Raw genomic sequence first — 18,080 nt, 5'->3', positions numbered from 1 at the left:
GCCCCCGGCGGCCGGGGACCGGCCTGGACGGGGCACGGGAGGGTGGGGAGGCTGGGGGTCCGGGGCCGGGCCGCGGCCCCGGGAGGGACGTCTTCGGGGACCGTTCGGGGAGCTGCCGATGAGTGCGTACGAGCACGAGCACGACCAGGAGCACGGACACGACCACCGCCAGGAGCACGACCCCGGGCACGCCGGGGACGAGCGGCTCCGGGACGACCGGGCTCAGGACGGCGGCCCCGGTGCGGCGCGGCTCTTCGAGGCCGCCGCCGCCGGGCGCACCGACGTCGTGGGGGCGTCCGGGCTCGGCGCGCTCCAGCGGGCCGTGGGCAACGGGGCCGTCGGGGCGATGGTCCAGCGCCGCCGGGGCGCGGAGCCCGAGGGCGGGGCGGCGGCCGAGGAGGGCGCGCGCTCACCGGTGCACGACGTGCTGGCCTCGGGCGGCGGGCAGCCGCTCGACGCCGCGACCCGCGGCGACATGGAGGCCCGGATGGGCGCCGACTTCTCCGACGTGCGCGTCCACACCGACGCCGCCGCGGACGCCTCCGCGAAGGGCATCGGCGCGCACGCGTACACGGTCGGGAACGACGTCGTGTTCCAGCGCGAGGCGTACGACCCGGCGTCGCCGCAGGGGCGGACGACGCTGGCGCACGAGCTGACCCATGTGATCCAGCAGCGCAGCGGACCGGTGGAGGGCACCGAGGCGCCGGGCGGGATCCGGGTGAGCGACCCCTCCGACCGTTTCGAGCGGGAGGCCGTCGCGAACGCGGAACGGGTGCTGGCGGAACCGGCCCCGGCCTCCGCCCCCGCGGCGCCTGCCGCCGCTTCCCCCGCTTCCGCCGCGCCCGCCGTACAGCGGGCCGCGACGGAGGACGAGGACGAGCAACCGGCCGACGTGCAGGGCTCGTTCGTACAGCGGGCGGCGGAGGCGGGCGCCGAGGAGGAGGAAGAGGCCCCGCCGGCGGCGTGAGCCGGTTCAGGGCGCGGCCTACTGCAGGGTGCCGCCGAGGAAGAGGGACTCGGCGCACCGGCTGGGAGCGGGGGCGTTGACGGGGCGGCCGACCTTGCGGCAGTCGACGGTCATCGTCACCTCGCCGCCGGCGGGCACCATGATCGGGGTGACGAAGTGGTAGTCGGAGTCGCGGAAGTTCTCCAGGGCCAGGGTCAGGACGCGGGCCCCCCGGTCCACCGTGACGACGACCGTGCCGGCGTCGCCCTGCGGGTTCTGGACCACGATGTCGGTGAGCCGGAAGGTCTTCCCGGCCGGCACGGTCAGCGCCGTACCGCTCCTCGATCCGCCGCCCACACCGTCTCTGACCTGTACCTGGGCGCTGGTCGGCACGGGCGCGGGCAGCGGCTTGGCGGTGGCCTTGGCGCTCGGCTTCGCGCTCGGCTTGGCGCTCGCGGTCGGGGTGGGGGTGGGTGTCGGAGTGGGGGCGAGGGGCGGCGCGGTCGTGGCGCCGCCTCCGGAGCCGCCGCCCGTCGTGCCGTCGGTCTGCCCGCCGCCCTGGTCGGGGCCGGAGGTCGCGGAGGCGATGACCTCGGGCGTGATCGCCTCGCGGGCCGCCGACTTCACGGCCGGCCGGAGCATCCCGTACCAGAAGCCGGTGAGGATCAGGGCGAGGACGCAGGCGAGGACGAGGGCCCGCGGCAGCCAGCGCGGCAGGATCGCTTCCTGCTGGTAGGAGCCGTCGAGGACGACCGGCGCGGCCGGTTCCTCGCCTTCGGGCGCGGGCGGTGCGACGACGGCCTGGAAGGTGTGGACGACCGGGGTGCCGCGCCACAGGCGCTTGGCGGGCTTGACGCGCAGTTCGGCGAAGGCGGCGCGGCCCGGTTCGACGGTCAGCTCGGGCCGGGTGAAGGTGATCCCGGTGCGTTCGGTGCCGGAGCGGGCGGAGAGCGCGACGGTGAGCGGGGCGTTGCCCCGGTTGTCGACCGCGATCTTGTGGCGGCCGCGCAGCACGCCGTGCGAACCCCGGGGCACCAGTTCGGCGGTGACCTCGGTGAACGGCGCGACCGCCACCAGGCCTTCGGGGACGACGGGTTCGGTGTGGCCGCTGGTGGGGACCACACGGATCCCGAAGGGCGTCTCGCCCGCCGGGACGGACGGGTCCCGGGGCGGCCGGAAGGTGACGGAGACGGTCTCCGTGCTGCCGGGGTAGAGCGAGAGGGTCGCCGGTTCCACCGTCGTCCAGGCGGCACAGGCTCCGGCCACCTCGAAGCGGTACTCCTCCACGGTGGTACCGGAGTTGCGCACCTGAAGAGGGAGGCTCGTCTCTTCGCCCGGTACGGCGGTGACGTGCGATGCGTCGAGGCTTGCCGTAAGACTCATGGGCGCACCGTAGGTTCCGGTCCTCTCCACAGCATCGTCAGAGGAGGAACACTTTCGGGCAGATTCCGTGCCCGAATCAACGATTCTGTTTCATGACGAACAGTCAGGGAATCTCCCGTTGGCCGAACTACCAGTGGGGCGTGGGTTGTTGGCGCTTCACGATGGGAACCAGGGGGCCCGTGCGACACCCGCGTCGGCCTCCGCTCGCCCGGGGGGAGCTTGACCATGGAACGGACGGCTGTGGCACTGCGCGCGCAGGACCCGATCTCGCAGGCCGGGGTGACGAGTCAGTTACGCGCACGGCCCGAGATCAGCGTGACGGAATGGAGCGAATCCGCCGACCCGGCACCCGAGGTCGTGGTCCTCGTGGTGGACACGGTCGACGAGGACGTGCTGCGCCTGCTGCGGCACATCCGGCGCACCAGCACCTCGCGCCCGGTCCTGGTGACGACGGACATCGACGAACAGAAGCTGGTGAGCGCGGCCGAGTGCGGGGTCGCCGGGGTGATCCGCCGGGCGGAGGCCACGCCGGAACACCTGGTGCACGTCATCGGCACGGTCGCCAAGGGCGCCGGCCATCTGCCGTCCGACCTGGTCGGACGGCTCCTGGAGGAGGTGGGCCGGCTCCAGGGCCAGGTCCTCGGCCCGCGCGGCCTGCACTTCACGGGCCTCGCGGCGCGCGAGGTGGACGTGCTGCGGCTGGTGGCGGAGGGGTACGACACGGCGGACATCGCGGCGAAGCTCTCGTACTCGGAGCGCACCATCAAGAACGTGCTGCACGCGGTCATCACCCGGCTGCAGCTGCGCAACCGCTCGCACGCGGTGGCGTACGCGATGCGGCAGGGGCTGATCTGAGGGTTCTCCGGTGACCGTCTGCCCGTAGGGGCAGAACTCCCTTCCCCTGAGCGTGACTTACGGAGCCGCGACAGGGGCGGACGGGTGCGGCATCCTCGGGCCGTCGAGCGACGCGAGGCCGAGGGGGTTGTGCCGTGCGCTGGTTCCAGTCGTCCGGGCGTACGGAGCCGTCGGCGCCGCGCGGCCCCGCCCGCCGCCGGCCCGCCCGGGCCGCGCTCGCCCTGCTGCTGCTCGCGGCCGGAGCCGTACCCGCGTCGACGACGGCCTCCGCGGTGCCCGTCCCGGAGGAGCCGGTCACGCCGGCGAGCGTGGCGCAGGCACTGGACCCCGGCGCGTCGCTCCAGGTCGACAAGCGGGTCCGGACGCCGGTGGTGCCGCCGCGGCCGGAGGTGGTGCTGCTGGTGGACGGGACGTACAGCATGGTCGACGTCATCGGCGACGTCCGCGGAGGCCTGACCAGCATCATCGAGAAGGTGCGGGCCGGCCAGTCCGACGCACGGTTCGCGGTGGCGACCTTCGGTGACCAGCAGGTCGACCCGGGCGCGGGCTTCGACGTGACCGCCGAACTCACCCAGGACGACACCACGGTGCGGAGGGGGGTCGAGCAGCTCGGCACCGGCCGGGGCCGAGGGAGCATGGGACCGTCCGAGGACTGGATCAACGGCCTGTGGCAGATCGCGAACGGCGCGGGCGGCCGGACCGTCTTCCGGGAGAACTCCAGCCCCGTGATCGTCCTCGTCAGCGACGCCTCCAGTCACAACCCGAGCAACGGCCACACCATCGAGGAGACGATCTTCGCCCTCCAGGACAAGAACGCCCGCGTCCTCGGCATCGACGTGGCCACCAGTGTGGGGGACGGTCTGGACGGCGACGGCGACGCCGGGATCCCGGGCCAGGTGGAGAACCCGCCCACCACCCCCGGGCAGGCCACCCGCATCATCGAGGCCACCGGCGGCCGGAAGCTCAGCGGCATCGACCCGGACCGGGTCGCCGAGGCGATCGTCGAGGGCCTCACCAATCTGCCCACCCGCGTCGGCCACCGCCTGAACGCCTGCGATCCCGGCCTCACCGTCGCCCTCGACCCGCCGACGCGCGACGTCGTCAGCGGCGAGACCGCCGCCTTCGCCGAGACGATCACCGTCTCGCCCGACGCCCCGCAGGGCACGACCCTCACGTGCACGGTCGAGTTCCTCCTCGGCACCCAGGCACCGGACACCTCGGCGATCGGGGCGGCCGCCGCCGACCCCCGGTACGAACAGCGCGTCGCGATCACCGTCAACGACGTGACGGCACCCGTCGTCACCGTCGACGACCGGCTCGCCCGCGCGGGCGGCGACGAGGGCACCGCCATCGACTACACGGCGACCGCCGTGGACGCCAACGACGGCACTCTGACGACGAGTTGCACCCCAGCCTCGGGTTCCGTCTTCCCCGTGGGCACCACGACCGTGACCTGCACGGCCACCGACACCGCCGGCAACACGGGGACGGACACGGCCGCCTTCCGCGTCCTGCCGCCGCTCGCGCCGCCGCCGGACACGGACCCGCCGCTCCCCGTCCCGCCGTCGGCGGACGTGGCCGTCTCCGTGTCCCTCTCCCCCACCCGTACGCACACCGGCCGGGAGGTCGTCGCCCGCTACACGCTCAGCAACGCCGGCCCCGACGCCGCGGCAGGCGTCACCGTCGACGCGGCCTGGCCGTCCGGCGCGGGCCGCGCCCTCTCCCGTACCGACCGCTGCACCACCGCCGCGCCCTGCTCCATCCCGCCCGGCGGACGGGTCGTGGTCACCCAGACGGCCACCTACCAGGAGGCGCTGACGGGCACGGTACGGGCGACGGTCCAGGCCGTCTTCCCCGACCCGGGCCCCCGGGACAACACGGCGACGGCGCCGCTGCGGGTGGTCCAGCCGCGCCTGGACGTCACTCCGCGGGTGGTCAGGCCGGGCGAGCCCGTCACCGTCCGGGGCACGGACTTCCCGCCCGGCGAGCGGCTCCGGCTCGTCTGGTCCACCGGCCTGACCGCCGACACCGCCCCGCTGGTGACGGACCGCGACGGCCGCTTCGAGACCCAGGTCCTCGTGCTGCGCAAGGACCGGATCGGCCCGCGCCTCCTGCGCGCGGAGGCGGCACGCCTGGAACGCCTGGAGGAACCGGTCCTGGTCGTCCAGCACGCGCTCCAGCCGCCGGACTTCGCGGGCCGGGGGTGAGGAAGCCGTGATCCACGAGGTCGACGACGTCCTGCGCGCCCTGATCCGGGCGGAGGTCCTGGAGGGCGGACAGGTGGCGGTGGTCTTCGACGCGCCCACCCGCGAGTGGGCGGCGAAGGTCAACGCGCCGATGGTGAACCTCTACCTGTACGACATCCGCGAGGACATGCGCCGCCGCGAGCGCGGCCTGCACAACGAGTACGACGAGCGCGGCGTGGTCGTCGCCCGCCGCCGCCCGCCGCGCTACTTCAAGCTGTCGTACCTGATCACCGCCTGGACGAAACGGCCCGAGGACGAACACCGCCTGCTCTCCTCGCTCCTGTCCTGTCTGCTGACGTACGAGGCCCTGCCGCCGGCGCGCCTCGCGGGCACGCTCGCGGAGCTCGGCGCGGCGGTGCCGATGTCGATCGCGCTGCCGCCCCCGGAGGACCGGTCGTTCGCCGACGTCTGGAGTGCCCTCGGCGGTGAACTGAAGCCCTCGCTCGACCTCGTGGTGAGCGTGCCGGTCACGGCGTCGCCGAGGTACGCGGCGGGTCCGCCGGTCGGCGAGGAGGGCCTGGAGGTCCGCCTCGGCGAAGGGCCCACGACGTGACGGCCGAACTCCTCGCGCGGGCCCGGGACATGGAGCTGCGGGTCCGGCGCGCGGTGGAGGCGCGGCGGGAGACCGACCCGGATCCGGACGACGCGTTCCGGGGCCTGTACCTGACGGAGGAGGCGGTGGAGCGCCTCCTGGACGCGCCGCGCACCTTCCCGCCCCCCGCACGGCCCCTGCCACCGGCACCCGCCACCTCCCGACTGGGCACTCTGGCCCAGGACTTCGGCCTGTCCGCCCTGGACGTGGACATCCTGCTGATCGCACTGCTCCCGGACCTGGACGACCGCTTCGAGGCCTTCTACGGCTACCTCAACGACGACGTGACGCGGCGCAGGCCCTCGGTGGGCCTGGCCCTCGGCCTGTGCGGCATGCCGCACGCGGCCCGGGAGGCGAGGGCCCGCCTGGCCGAGCGGGCGCCGCTGCGGGAGGGCGGCCTCCTGCTGGTCGAGGACCGGGACCGCCCCTTCCTCGGCCGGTCGCTGCGCGTCCCGGACCGGGTGACCGCCTACCTCCTGGGCGACGACACCCCGGACCCGCGCCTCGCGGACGTCCGGGCGCCCTGGCAGGCCGTACGGGGCGTGGGCGACCCGGCCCCGCTGGCCCGCTTCCTCGGGGAGCCGGCGGCGCTGGTCTACCTCCAGGAGGACCAGGGCGGCGCGGGTACGGCCCTGGCGGCCTCGGCGCTGGAGGCGGCGGGCCGGGGAGTCCTGGGCGTCGACCTCTCCCGCCTGGCGGAGGACCCGGCACCGGCGGAGGCGGTCCGCTGCCTGCTGCGCGAGGCCCGCCTGACGGGCGCGGGCCTGGTGTGCGCGCCGGTCGACGCGGTGGCCCGCGAGCGCCCCGGCCTCCTGCGCGCCCTGACGGACCTCCCGCTCCCGGTGACCCTGGTGGGCCGCCTGCCGTGGGACGCGGCCTGGTCGGCGTCCCCGCCGCTGCTGCTGAGGGCGCCGCGGCCGAGCCCGGAGTCGAGGGCGGCCCTGTGGCGCGAGAGCGCGTCCGAGGACACCCCCCTCCCGGTGGAGGACCTCCTGGCCCCCTTCCTCCTCACCCCGGAGCAGACCGTGCGCGCGGCGCGGGCGGCCTCCCAGAGGGCCCGCATGGAGGCGACCCCGCTCACCGCCGAGCACCTCCGCCAGGGGGCCAGGGCCCAGAACGCGGCCGGCCTGGACCGCCTGGCCCGCCGCATCGAACCCACCGTCACCTGGCGGGACCTCGTCCTCCCCCCGGACACGGAGACCCAGCTCCGCGAACTCACCTCCCGGGCCCGCCACCGCGACCACGTCCTCGGCACCTGGTCGATGCGCCCGGGCGGCGGCCGGGGCAGAGGCGTGGCGGCCCTGTTCGCCGGCGACTCGGGAACGGGCAAGACGATGTCGGCGGAGGTGATCGCCGCGGATCTCGGCCTGGACCTCTACACGGTCGACCTGGCGACGGTGATCGACAAGTACGTCGGCGAGACGGAGAAGAACCTCGAACGCATCTTCACGGAGGCGGCGGGCGTCAACGGCGTCCTCCTCTTCGACGAGGCGGACGCCGTCTTCGGCAAACGCTCGGACGTGAAGGACGCCCACGACCGCTACGCGAACGTGGAGTCCGCGTACTTGCTGCAGCGCATGGAGTCCTTCGACGGCCTCGCCATCCTGGCCACCAACCTCCGCGCCAACCTCGACGACGCCTTCACCCGCCGCCTCGACCTGATCGTCGACTTCCCGGTCCCCGACGCCCCCCAACGCCTCTTGCTGTGGGACCGCGCCCTGGGCCCGAACCTCCCCCGCGCCACCGACCTGGACCTGACCTTCTGCGCCGAAGCCTTCGAACTCTCCGGCGGCAACATCCGCTCGATCGCGGTGACGGCGGCGTACCTGGCAGCGGAGGCGGGCAGCCCGCTGACGATGCCGATGCTGATCCACGCGGTACAACGGGAGTACCAGAAACTGGGGCGGCTGACCTTGGCGTCGGAGTTCGGGCGGTACGGCGGTCTCCTGCTCTGAGCAGTTCAAGCAGCAGACACGGGGGAGCTGCCCGCCTGTCTCGTTCGAGCGGACGGCAACGGTGCCGCCGGCGGCATGGGTGTAGCCGGTTCCGTACGGCGCCGAAGCGCAAAGGCCGCTCGCCCGCCGCCATCCACCCAAGGAGGCTCGCTCGGCGGATACCACACGGCGAGAACGCTGCCTGAAGGAGGCGGTCGCCCCCACTGACACTGGTCGATGCGCCCGGGCGGGAAGCAGCAGGGCCCCTGAAGGTCACACCCACCTGGACCGACCGGGCGACGACACGTTCACCTCCAGCCTCGGCCTGGCCCCGGGAGTGCCAACGGTCCGCGGCACTCCCGCCCTGACGTCACGCCCTCCTATCGAACAGTGCCGTGACGCCCTCCGGGTCCGAATCCATCATCCGCCTCAAGGCATCAAGGTCGACCTCGGGATGGTTGGCCTCCGGCCTGTCCGTGAACATGAGGCCGGGCCGGCAGATGCGGTAGCCGCTTCCGAACCGATAGCAGTTCATCTTCAGCCCACGCCCTCGGAGTCTTGCCGTGACCTCCCGCTCGATCGCGTCCGGTGGCGTGACATCGCAGCCGGCGGCCTCAAGGCCGGAGATCACGCTGCGGTAGGAGTCCTCCGAGATCGCCGACCCGCTCAGCGCCACATCCACCAGCCCCGAGCATGCGAGAAGAGGCGAGAGGTCGAGGATCTCCGTCCGTTCCGCGTGAACGGTATGGAGGTTCAGTCCCGCAAGGTGATCAATGGTCTTGATCACTGAGTCGGAGACCACCACCATCCCGAGCGACGGCAGCTCCGAAGCTCGTTCGAGCGTGTCCAATTCGCATCCCACGAGGACAAGGATCCGAAGCCCCTCGCACGCTTCGACCCCATCGAGGGAGCGAGCATGAGTGACCGTCAGAACATCGATCACCCGCAGCGCTTCACGGTCGGTCTCCGAACGGCCACGGAGCTTCTTCCCGATTGCCGTACGGACGGCAGGATCCCACACGATGCCTCTCCTTCTCCGCTTTATCGCAACGCCTGCTCCGCCAGGGCGAAGTTCTCCAGAACTCGGAGGTAGTTCTCCCGCTGAATCTCCGCCAACTCCCTGACCGTCAGCCCCTTCATCTCTTCGACCTCGATGTCCGTCGTAGTGTTGAGGTCACCCACGACGACGGTCTTCTTCTTATAGTTCCCACTGATCGGGAGATCAAGCTCATCCTGCGAGAGATTGGCATCGAGCTTGCCGTCCCACATGACCTTCCCTCCCTTCAGGAGGGCACGAAGATGGGTCAGGAAACCTCTCGGCGTCGCCCCCTCGACCCCTTCGCTCTCCAAGTACGTCTCGAATATTCCCCGCAGTCCCCCAGGTGCGATCCTCAGGTTAGGATCCGGCTGATCGTTTCTGCGATCCGGATCCCCGTGATACACCGGGTCGGCGTGCGAGTTGTACGTATTTTCGGCGAAACCACCCGCATGGGTGTGCAGGATGTCGGCGGTCACCGCGGGCGTGCCGGGCCGGACCTTGAGGTCCCATATGACGTCACAGGTGAAAGACCTCAGCGAGCTCTGCAACGTAATCCAGTCCTTGGCCACATCCACCCCATGCTTGCTGCGAGCCGCGATCGCGACCTCCAGCACGCGACCGATGTAGTTGGACGGAATCCATTCGTGGCGCCCCGGCGCCACCTCCCTGAACTGGTCCTTCACCCATTCCGCGTTGACCCCCACAGACCACTTCTCGAAGAAGTCCGCCGCCGTGAAGCCATCGACCTCCCCTCCGTCCTCCACCATGATCTTGAGGAAGTTCACGATGGGCCGGTCGCTTCCACGACTGCCAGCCTTCTTGACGGCCTCCTTCAGAGACACATCCGCCTTCGGATGCGTTCCGGGAAGGTCCTGGAAGCCACCGAACTTATCGAATTCCGGCAGGAATTCAACCTTCGGCAGCTGGTTGACGAGCGCTTCTTGGTCATCATCCTGGGACAGTGATCTGATTCTCTCCGCGCTCTTCGGGCTCTTGATCTGCTCAAGAACAGCGGATCCCAGCAACGCGTGGAACACTTTCCGCACGTCGTGATCAGGGTCGGGCTTCTTGTTGATGAGTGCGTACTTCTTGAACTCTTCGGACTCGGCGAGCTTGTCCCGTCGCTGGTCGAAGTATCCGAAGAGGGCCCTTCTCGTCATGGCCTTGTCCAGCGCCTCCAGGCCCTCCCGCTCGGTACCCTTCAGGTCCTGTGCGGTCCAGATCGAGACTCCCTCGATCTTGGCCCTCTCCAACTGCTCGGCCCAGTTCCTGTGCACCACCTCGACGCGCTCGGGTCCGAACTGGGCGAGGGCGACCTTCATGCTCTTCACGATCGCCCTGAGAGTGGCAACCCTGGTACCGCTGATGCCCGTCGGATTGACGGCTCCCTCCACCTTCCACGTCAGGCCGTCTCCCACGGCCTTCAGCTCGGTAAGGGAATACCTCCTCTTGATCCGCGCCAGCTTCGCGCGGACCTCCACCTCCGGAAGCAGCCTCCCTTCGTACGAGTCGAGGACCCTGACCGCCTCTCTGATTCCCTGGTCGAGACGCTTCTGCTTGGCGGCAGGGCTGTCCTTGCGCCGATCGGCGCCTCTCCCGTCGGACGCCTCCTTCCGCTTTCCCGGCTTCTCCCTGCCGTCCTTGCCCTTCAGCTTCTGCCAAAGGGCTTTGCCCTTCTTGGCTATGAAGTCGACGATCTTGTCGATGGCGCGGTTGACGGGCTTCGAGACCGCCTGGAAGACGGATTTGACCTTGTTGGCGAGGCCGCCGATGCCGAGGAGGGAGGCCAGGAAGCCGATGAGGAGGGGGATGCTGGCCGCCAGGGCGGTCTCGACCATTTTGGGGACGCCGGCCGCGCCGCCGTTGGCTATCTGGATGACCGCGTCCAGGACGGCGTTGACGAAGTCGGCTATCTGGGCGCCCTGGTTCACGATGAACGTGACGATGTCGATGATGCCCTTGACGGCGCGGACGAAGGCCGAGGCGGGGTTGAGGAGGGAGACGATCCAGGTGATGCCCGCGATGATGACCGTGGGGATCAGGTATTCCGTGAGTTTCGAGAGGATCGTGGACTTCAGGTCGCCCGCTTCCGCCTGGATCTGCTCGACCGCGCCCGCCGGGCCCTCCTTGGCCAGGGACTGGGCCACCGGGACCGACGCCTCGACCGCCGTCATCGCTTCGTCGGGGACGCCCTGGCGGGTGATGCGGGTGCGGATGTTGTCCCAGGTGAGGCCCAGGAGGGAGGCGATGAGCTGGATGATGCCCTTGAGGTCGAACTTCTGGGGAAGGTCCAGGCCCGCTTTGACGGCCGTGCCCAGGAGCCAGGAGACCAGGCCCTTCTTCAGGTGCTCGCCGATGTTGGCGACGAAGAGGTTGAGGCCGGCGCCGACCGCCTTGACCAGGTTGCCCAGGAAGCCGATCGGGTCCTTGATGATCTTCATGATGGCCGAGGCGGCCTTGGCCAGGATGCCCAGGAGCAGGTTCTTCAGCTCGTTGATGGTCTTGATGACGCCGACGATCGCGTCCTTCGCCTTGTCGATGAGGCCTTTGTTGGCCTCCTGGAGCTTCTTGATCTCCTCGTCGACGGCGTTGAGCGCGGCCGTGTACTTGGTCGCGAGGTCCTGGACCAGCTGTTCCGACTTCTCGTCGACCGTGGTCTCCAGGTCCTCGAACTTGCCCTCGAAGTCCTGCCGCGCCTCCTCGCCGAAGGACTTGAGGTCAGCGGGCAGTCTGTCGACCTCCGCCTTCAGGTCCGCCCTGCCCTGGGCGATCCTCGCCTTGGCGCGGCCCAGTTCCCCGCCGATCAGGTCCGCGACCTGCGAGATGACCGTGCGCATGCGGGCGACGTACAGCTTGCGCGACTCCTGGTAGAGGTCGTTCGCCTCCCGCGGCAGGCCGGCGAACTTGTCCTTCAGCCAGCGGCCCTTGCCGAGGAAACCCGAGTAGCGCTTGTCCTTGTACTTCTTCATGCGGGCCTTGTGGTCGGCCGTGAAGGCGTCCCGGGCCGCCTTCTCCCCTGCCGTGAAGGCGGCGTCGACCTTCTGGTCGAGGCCCGTCAGGGTCGCTTCGACGTCCTTCTTCGTCGCGTCGAAGACCTTCTGCAGCTTCGCGGTGACCTCGGCCCGCTTCCGCTCGTCCTTCGACTTCGTCTCGCCCTTGCCGCCGTCGACCGCCTTGCCCGCGCCGTCCCGGGTGGCGGTCAGGGTGTTCATCGCCTGCGCGCCGGCCGCTGCCGCGCCCGCCTTCGCCGTCGCCAGCTCCCGGTCCTCGGCCGTGTGGGCCTTGCCCGGGGCCTTCGCCGAGTCCGTCTCGGCCGTCTTCTTCGCCGTCAGGGCCTCGTCGAACGCCGGCTCGTTGCCCTTCGCGAGCTGTTCCTCGGTGACCTCGGCGTCCGCCAGCGCCTTGTCGTTCTCCGCGGGGCCCTGGGAGAAGTCCGTCACCGCCGCCGGCTGCTTCTCCGGGATCGCGTCGGCGGCGTTCGGCGCGCCCGGGTTGGCCGGCGGGCGGTCGGGGGCCAGCGGGGTGACGGGCTTGTCCTTGGCCGCCGACGTGTCCGGCGGGGCCTTCGTCGCCGTCTCGATGTCCTCGGCCGAGGCGTCCTTGCCGTCGGTGACCTTGCCGTCGACCTCTTCCTTCACCTTGTCGGCCTTGCCGGACTTCGAGAACTTGTCCGCCTCGTCGAGGTTCTTCGGCGCCTGCGACTCGATCGCCTTGTCGACGGCGGCGATGAACGCCGCCTTGTCGAACTCCCCCGGCTTCGCCGCGTCCATCTTCTCCGCGTTGGCGGCCTTGCCCTGCGCCTCCTTGTCGTCGGGGGGCGCGACGGCCGCGTCCTGCGCGGACTTCGACTCGGCGGCCGCCGGAGCGTGGGCGGACATCGTGCGCTTCTTCGCCGCCACGTCCGCGCCGACCCTGCGGAAGCCCGGGGCCGCGGCGGGCGGCGTCTTCACCGGGGCCGTGTACCGCTGGGCCACAAGGCGTGCCACCGCCGCGTTGCCGACCGCGCCCTGGAGGCGCTGCACGCTGTGGGGGGAGAGAGCCGGGGACGGGGCCGGTGCCGGGGCCGGGTCGACGGCCTGCGGGCCGGCGGGGGGCTTCTTCTCCGGGACCTCCTTCATCCGTCCCCTCCCGGTCGCCGTCGCCGTGCCCGCACGGCCAGGCTGCCCGCGGGCCCGGAGTCGCACGGAGGGCGCGGGGGGACCCGTACGGCCCCGACTCCCTTGCACCTTCGGGCAGTTCACGGTGCCCAGGCGGGCGGCCGATCATCCGTTCCGGGTGATCGGCGCGGTGGTGAGAATGGCCCGGTTCAGCGGGAGCGGTTCCCCGGTCGAGGAGTGACGTAGAGGAGAGCGAGCACCGTATGCCGTCGTATCTGTCACCGGGCGTCTACGTCGAAGAGGTCCAGTCCGGCTCCCGCCCGATCGAGGGAGTGGGCACCTCCGTCGCCGCCTTCGTCGGCTTCGCCCGCAAGGGGCCCTTCAACGAGCCGACGCTGATCACGAACTGGAGCCAGTTCGTGAGCCGCTTCGGCGACTTCGTCGAGGGTACGTACCTCGCCGCCTCGGTGTACGGCTTCTTCGCCAACGGCGGCGGCACCTGCTACGTCGTCCGGGTCGACGACGGCACCTCCACCGCGCCCGGGACCACCGACGCCACCGGACCCACGGGCCCCACGGGTCCCACCGCTCTCGGCGCGTACTCCGTCGTCGCCCGGCCCGGCGTCACCGGCACGGTCACCGTCGAGGTCGCGGACGTCGAGGGCGACGATCCGCCGTCCGACGCGTTCCGGCTGATCGTCACGCGGAACGGCGAGACGGTCGAGACCTACCCCTCCGTCACCACCAAGCGCAGCAAGGAGAACGTCGCCACCCGCGTCAACGCCGCCTCCGCGCTCATCGAGATCACCGAGCCCGGCACCGGCGCCGCCCCGGTCCGCCCGGAGCCGCAGACCGTCACGCTCGCCCCGGCGCTGCCCGCCCCTGCGGGGAGCGGCGCGCCCTTCACCCCCGAGGTGTACGTCGGCGACGCCGACCGCCGCTCGGGCATCGGCGGCCTGGAGGCCGTCGAGGACGTCACCACCGTCGCCGTGCCGGACCTGATGAGCGCGTACCAGCGCCGGCTCATCGACCTCGACGGGGTCCTCGCCGTCCAGCAGGCGCTCATCACCCACTGCGAGCTGATGGGCGACCGCGTCGCCGTCCTCGACCCGCCGCCCGGCCTCAGCCCGCAAGAGGTCGCCGGCTGGCGCTCGGAGCGCGCCGGGTACGACTCCCGGTACGCGGCGCTGTACTACCCCTGGATCGACGTCGCCGACCCGTCGACCGGCCGGGTCTCCGCGGTTCCGCCGAGCGGGCACGTCGCCGGCGTCTGGGCGCGCAACGACGACCAGCGCGGGGTGCACAAGGCGCCCGCCAACGAGGTCGTCCGCGGCGCCGTCGCCCTCCGGACGCAGCTCACCAAGGGCGAGCACGACCGGCTCAACCCGATCGGCGTCAACTGCATCCGCGCCTTCCCCGGCCGGGGCATCCGCATCTGGGGGGCGCGCACCCTCTCCTCCGACCCGGCCTGGCGCTACCTCAACGTGCGCCGCCTCTTCAACTACCTGGAGGAGTCGATCCTCGCGGGCACCCAGTGGGTGGTGTTCGAGCCGAACGACGACGCCCTGTGGGCCCGGATCCGCCGCACCGTCAGCGCGTTCCTGGTGAACGAGTGGCGCAAGGGGGCGCTGTTCGGGCTGACGCCCGACGAGGCGTTCTACGTGAAGTGCGACCGCGAGACCAACCCTCCGGAGAGCGTCGACTCGGGCCACGTGGTCTGCGAGATCGGTGTCGCACCGGTCCGGCCGGCCGAGTTCGTGGTCTTCCGCCTGTCCCAGCTGACCAGCGGCACCGGTGCCGTCGACGAGTGAGGAGTCCCTCGTGCCCCTTCCCGACCTCGACAGTTCCGTCGGACACTCCTTCGGTCTGGAGTTCGACAGCGTCATCATCAGGCAGATCACCGAGGTCAGCGGCCTGAAGATGGAGCAGGACGTCATCGAGCTGAAGCAGAACACCGCCGACGGAAAGTACGCCATCAAGAAGCTGCCCGGCCGTCCCAAGGCGGGCGAGGTCACGGTCTCCCGCGGCCTCACCGAGGACGCGAGCTTCGAGCGGTGGATCAAGGACTCGCGGTTCGGCCGCATGAGCGACGCGCGCCGCAACGGCGCGATCATCGTCTACGACTACGAGGGCCTCCCCATCAAGCGCTACAAGCTGATCAACGCCTGGCCCAAGTCCCTGGAGATCGGCGCGCTCAAGGCCGGCGACACCTCCGTCCTGACGGAGAAGCTGGTGATCACGTACGAGAGCATGGAAGTCGACTGATGCGGCGCACGACGGCGGCCGCGTCCCCGAACCCGCACCCGCACCCGTCCACGTCCGCGTCCGCGTCCGCGTCCCCCGCCGGCCAGGACACCGGGGCGGGGCTGCGGACCGAGTTCCCGTTCCGGCTGCCCCGCGGGTACGTGGACGAGCACGGGACGGTCCACCGCGACGGCGTCATGCGGCTGGCGACCGCCCGCGACGAGCTGGTGCCGCTGCGGGACGACCGGGTCCGGGAGAACTCCGCGTACCTGTCCGTCGTCCTCATCTCCCGCGTCGTCACCCGGATCGGCACCGTCGACGACATCCACCCGGGGGTCATCGAGGACCTGTTCGCCTCCGACCTCGCCTTCCTCCAGGACTTCTACCGGCGCGTCAACGCCGAGGGGCACACGCGGGCCGCGGTCACCTGCCCGTCGTGCCGGGAGGAGTTCGCGGTGGACCTCGCGGGTGGTGGCCGCCTGGGGGAATAGCGACGTACGCGGCCGACCGGCTGTACGAGGAGGTCGCGTACCTCGCCTACCACTTCCACTGGCCACTGGATCAGCTCCTCGACCTGGAGCACGCGGAACGTCGGAGGTTCGTCGCCCAGGCGGCCCGCCTCGGCGGGGGATGACGGAGTCTACGGGGAGGGGGCACGACGATGGGACTGCTGTCCTGGCTGCGCGGCGGTGGCGGCGGCGGGCGGAGGGCTGACCGCCCGGCGGAGCCGGCGCCCACGGAGCACGCCGACCGCTTCGATCTCGCCGAACTCCCTCCGATCCAGCGTACGTTGACGCCTCCGCGTCTCGTCACCGATCACTCCGCCTTCGAGCGCGGGCTGTCCACCCGGCAGCCGACCGCCCTCTCCTCGCCCCTCGGCCACCTGGTCAGCGCCGACGCGCCGAGCGGGCTCGTCGAGGGCGTGACGACGCCCGTCCAGCGGTCGGCGGTGACCTTTCCCGCGCGACCCGGGCCCCCGGCCGTGGGACCCGTCCCGCAGGGGCCCGACGCTCCGGTGCCCGTCCCGTCGGCGCCTGTTCCGTCCGGGTCCGTTCAGCGGGCGACCACCGCGCCCGTTCCCGGGCCTCACCCGGAACCTCCGCCGCCGGTCCCTGAAGCAGCGGTCCCGGAGACCCTGGAGACGCCGGAGAGCCCCGGGGAGGTGGAACCGCCGGCTCCGGCAGTCGACGCACCCGATGCCGTCACGTCGGCCGTCGAGCCTCCCGTACGCCCCCTGGTCGGCGAGCAGCCGCTCGTCGAAACGCCGGCACCACCGTCCGAACCCGCGTCCTCACCCGCCTCCGCCTCCGCCTCCGAGGCGGGCCACGGGCCCCTCCCGCCGCTACAGCGCTCCCTGCCGCCCTCCACGGCGGCACCCCGGCGCTCCCCAGGCCTCGGGGCCCCGCTTCCCGGTCTGCCGCCGACGGCCCAGCGCACGGCGCAGACGACCGGCGTGCCGCCGACCGGGCCGGAGCCCGCTCGCGTCGACGCGTCCCGAGCGTTCCTTCCCCCCACGGCCCAGCGCGAGGCGCCCACGAGCGCGCCGCCGCCCGCCCCCGTACCCGTACCCGAACCCTTCGAGTCCGTGCCGCCGGCCCCGGTCCCGGCACCCGTCGCCGGGCCGGAGCCCGCACCCGTGGCTCCGCTGCTCGCCGACCGGCCCCTGGTCCTGCGTACGGTGACACCGGACACCGCCCCGAGCGCCACCGCGCCTGCTCCCGTTCCCCCGGCCGCCGTCCCCGTGCGATGGGAACAACCGACCGCATCCGTCCAACGGGCGACCGGCCGTCCGGCCTCCGTCACCGCCTCGCGGGCCTCGTCTCCGGCGGCTCCGGCTCCGGCACCGGCACCTCTCCCAGCGCTCCCGCCCCCGCTCCCGTCCCGCGACGCCGGTGACGTGGCCGTCGCCGCCGGGATCGCGCAGCGCATGGCCGACGGCAGCGTCGTCTTCGCGCCCCGGCAGCCGGCCCCGGCCCCGCCCCGGACCCCCTTCGTCCAGCGCGAGGTGGCGAACGAGGAGCCGCCGCCCCCGCCACCCCCGGACGAGCCACCGGCCCCCGCACCCGCCGCCGACCTCGACCCCGAGCCCGGATCCGGACCCGTCGGCGACCCGGGCCCGGAGCCGTCCCCCGGAACGCCCCCGGGAGCCTCCGGTCCCGGCTCCACTCCCCCCGTCACCGACGAGTTCGTCCGTGCCCTCTATCCCTCGCTCGCCCGGCTCCTCAAGGCGGAGCTGCGGCTGGAGCGTGAGCGGGCCGGGCGGCTCATCGACACCCGGTTCTGACCGAAGGAGCGAACTCCATGGCCACCGCCGCCCAGGGCGACGAGCCCGCCGTCAGCGTCTGCTTCGTCGTCACCATCGACGACATCGAGCTGGGGTCCTTCAACACCTGCGAGGGCCTCGGCTGCGAGGTCGTCCTGGAGACCCGCGAGGAAGGCGGCAACAACGGGCACGTCTGGCAGCTGCCGACCCGGCTCAAGTACTCCAACGTGAAGCTGTCACGGCCGCTCACCCGGGAGACGGAGAAGGTGGCGCGCTGGTTCGCGAGCATGACGACCGGCTTCACGCGCAAGACCGCGCACATCGAGGCGCGGACGGGGGACGGGCGCACGGTGGCGCAGTGGGGGCTGCTCGAAGTCGTTCCCGTGCGGTGGACCGGGCCGTCCTTCACGCCCGAGTCGCCGAAGGTGGCGATCGAGACGATCGAGATCGCCCATCACGGCTACGTCATGGAGGGCTGACC

Annotated in this window: 13 protein-coding genes and 1 pseudogene; 11 read left to right on the top strand and 3 right to left on the bottom strand. The window is 71.9% G+C overall.

The genetic code is table 11. The features are described from left to right. The first annotated feature begins 118 nt into the window (after positions 1-118). Positions 119-967: a DUF4157 domain-containing protein gene (locus tag ABZ621_RS01570; RefSeq protein ID WP_360599516.1), complete on the top strand. Its 849-nt coding sequence runs from the start codon at positions 119-121 to the stop codon at positions 965-967. 18 nt (positions 968-985) lie between these two features. Here ABZ621_RS01570 and ABZ621_RS01565 read toward each other — a convergent pair whose 3' ends face one another. Further along, positions 986-2,329 carry a hypothetical protein gene (locus ABZ621_RS01565; protein ID WP_360599514.1) on the bottom strand — a complete coding sequence of 448 codons (1,344 nt, stop codon included), beginning with the start codon at positions 2,327-2,329 and terminating at the stop codon, positions 986-988. A 225-nt stretch (positions 2,330-2,554) separates the two neighbouring features. Between ABZ621_RS01565 and ABZ621_RS01560 the strand changes: the two genes are divergently transcribed. From ABZ621_RS01560 to ABZ621_RS01545, 4 genes and pseudogenes are all read left to right on the top strand, one after another. Continuing rightward, positions 2,555-3,184, top strand: coding sequence for a response regulator transcription factor (locus ABZ621_RS01560; protein WP_360599512.1), 630 nt, complete (start codon positions 2,555-2,557; stop codon positions 3,182-3,184). Positions 3,185-3,318: 134 nt separating this feature from the next. Beyond that, positions 3,319-5,391, top strand: a complete 2,073-nt coding sequence (locus ABZ621_RS01555) for an HYR domain-containing protein (RefSeq protein WP_360599510.1) — start codon at positions 3,319-3,321, stop codon at positions 5,389-5,391. Positions 5,392-5,398: 7 nt separating this feature from the next. After that, a pseudogene (locus ABZ621_RS01550) lies at positions 5,399-5,950 on the top strand (DUF4255 domain-containing protein); the annotation flags it as partial. A gap of 62 nt (positions 5,951-6,012) precedes the next feature. Further along, positions 6,013-7,977 (top strand): AAA family ATPase, encoded by a 1,965-nt coding sequence (locus ABZ621_RS01545; protein WP_360599897.1) that lies wholly within the window; start codon positions 6,013-6,015, stop codon positions 7,975-7,977. Between the two features lie 349 nt (positions 7,978-8,326). Here the strand turns inward: ABZ621_RS01545 and ABZ621_RS01540 are convergent, their stop codons facing one another. Together ABZ621_RS01540 and ABZ621_RS01535 are read right to left on the bottom strand one after the other, a co-directional pair. Further along, entirely contained in the window at positions 8,327-8,977 is a 651-nt protein-coding gene (locus ABZ621_RS01540; protein ID WP_360599508.1) for a hypothetical protein, read from the bottom strand. A 20-nt stretch (positions 8,978-8,997) separates the two neighbouring features. Continuing rightward, positions 8,998-13,113 (bottom strand): hypothetical protein, encoded by a 4,116-nt coding sequence (locus ABZ621_RS01535; RefSeq protein ID WP_360599506.1) that lies wholly within the window; start codon positions 13,111-13,113, stop codon positions 8,998-9,000. A 242-nt stretch (positions 13,114-13,355) separates the two neighbouring features. Between ABZ621_RS01535 and ABZ621_RS01530 the strand changes: the two genes are divergently transcribed. The 6 genes from ABZ621_RS01530 to ABZ621_RS01505 all read left to right on the top strand — a co-directional run bounded on the left by ABZ621_RS01530 (position 13,356) and on the right by ABZ621_RS01505 (position 18,078). Continuing rightward, positions 13,356-14,903 (top strand): phage tail sheath subtilisin-like domain-containing protein, encoded by a 1,548-nt coding sequence (locus tag ABZ621_RS01530; RefSeq protein ID WP_360599504.1) that lies wholly within the window; start codon positions 13,356-13,358, stop codon positions 14,901-14,903. A gap of 10 nt (positions 14,904-14,913) precedes the next feature. Then, positions 14,914-15,357: a phage tail protein gene (locus ABZ621_RS01525; RefSeq protein WP_360599502.1), complete on the top strand. Its 444-nt coding sequence runs from the start codon at positions 14,914-14,916 to the stop codon at positions 15,355-15,357. Further along, entirely contained in the window at positions 15,357-15,827 is a 471-nt protein-coding gene (locus tag ABZ621_RS01520; RefSeq protein ID WP_360599500.1) for a hypothetical protein, read from the top strand. The genes ABZ621_RS01525 and ABZ621_RS01520 overlap by 1 nt, the downstream gene beginning before the upstream one ends. Then, entirely contained in the window at positions 15,824-15,970 is a 147-nt protein-coding gene (locus ABZ621_RS01515; protein WP_360599895.1) for a DUF6760 family protein, read from the top strand. The genes ABZ621_RS01520 and ABZ621_RS01515 overlap by 4 nt, the downstream gene beginning before the upstream one ends. Before the next feature lie 1,263 nt (positions 15,971-17,233). After that, positions 17,234-17,620 carry a hypothetical protein gene (locus ABZ621_RS01510; protein ID WP_360599498.1) on the top strand — a complete coding sequence of 129 codons (387 nt, stop codon included), beginning with the start codon at positions 17,234-17,236 and terminating at the stop codon, positions 17,618-17,620. Positions 17,621-17,637: 17 nt separating this feature from the next. Next, a complete protein-coding gene (locus ABZ621_RS01505) occupies positions 17,638-18,078 on the top strand; it encodes a phage tail protein (RefSeq protein WP_360599496.1) in 441 nt (146 codons plus the stop codon). Positions 18,079-18,080: the final 2 nt, after the last annotated feature.

The sequence above is a fragment of the Streptomyces sp. NPDC007863 genome (assembly GCF_040633895.1).
GTDB lineage: Bacteria > Actinomycetota > Actinomycetes > Streptomycetales > Streptomycetaceae > Streptomyces.
The sequence above is the reverse complement of the archived record's forward strand: the minus strand, read 5'-3'. Positions and strand labels throughout refer to the sequence as shown.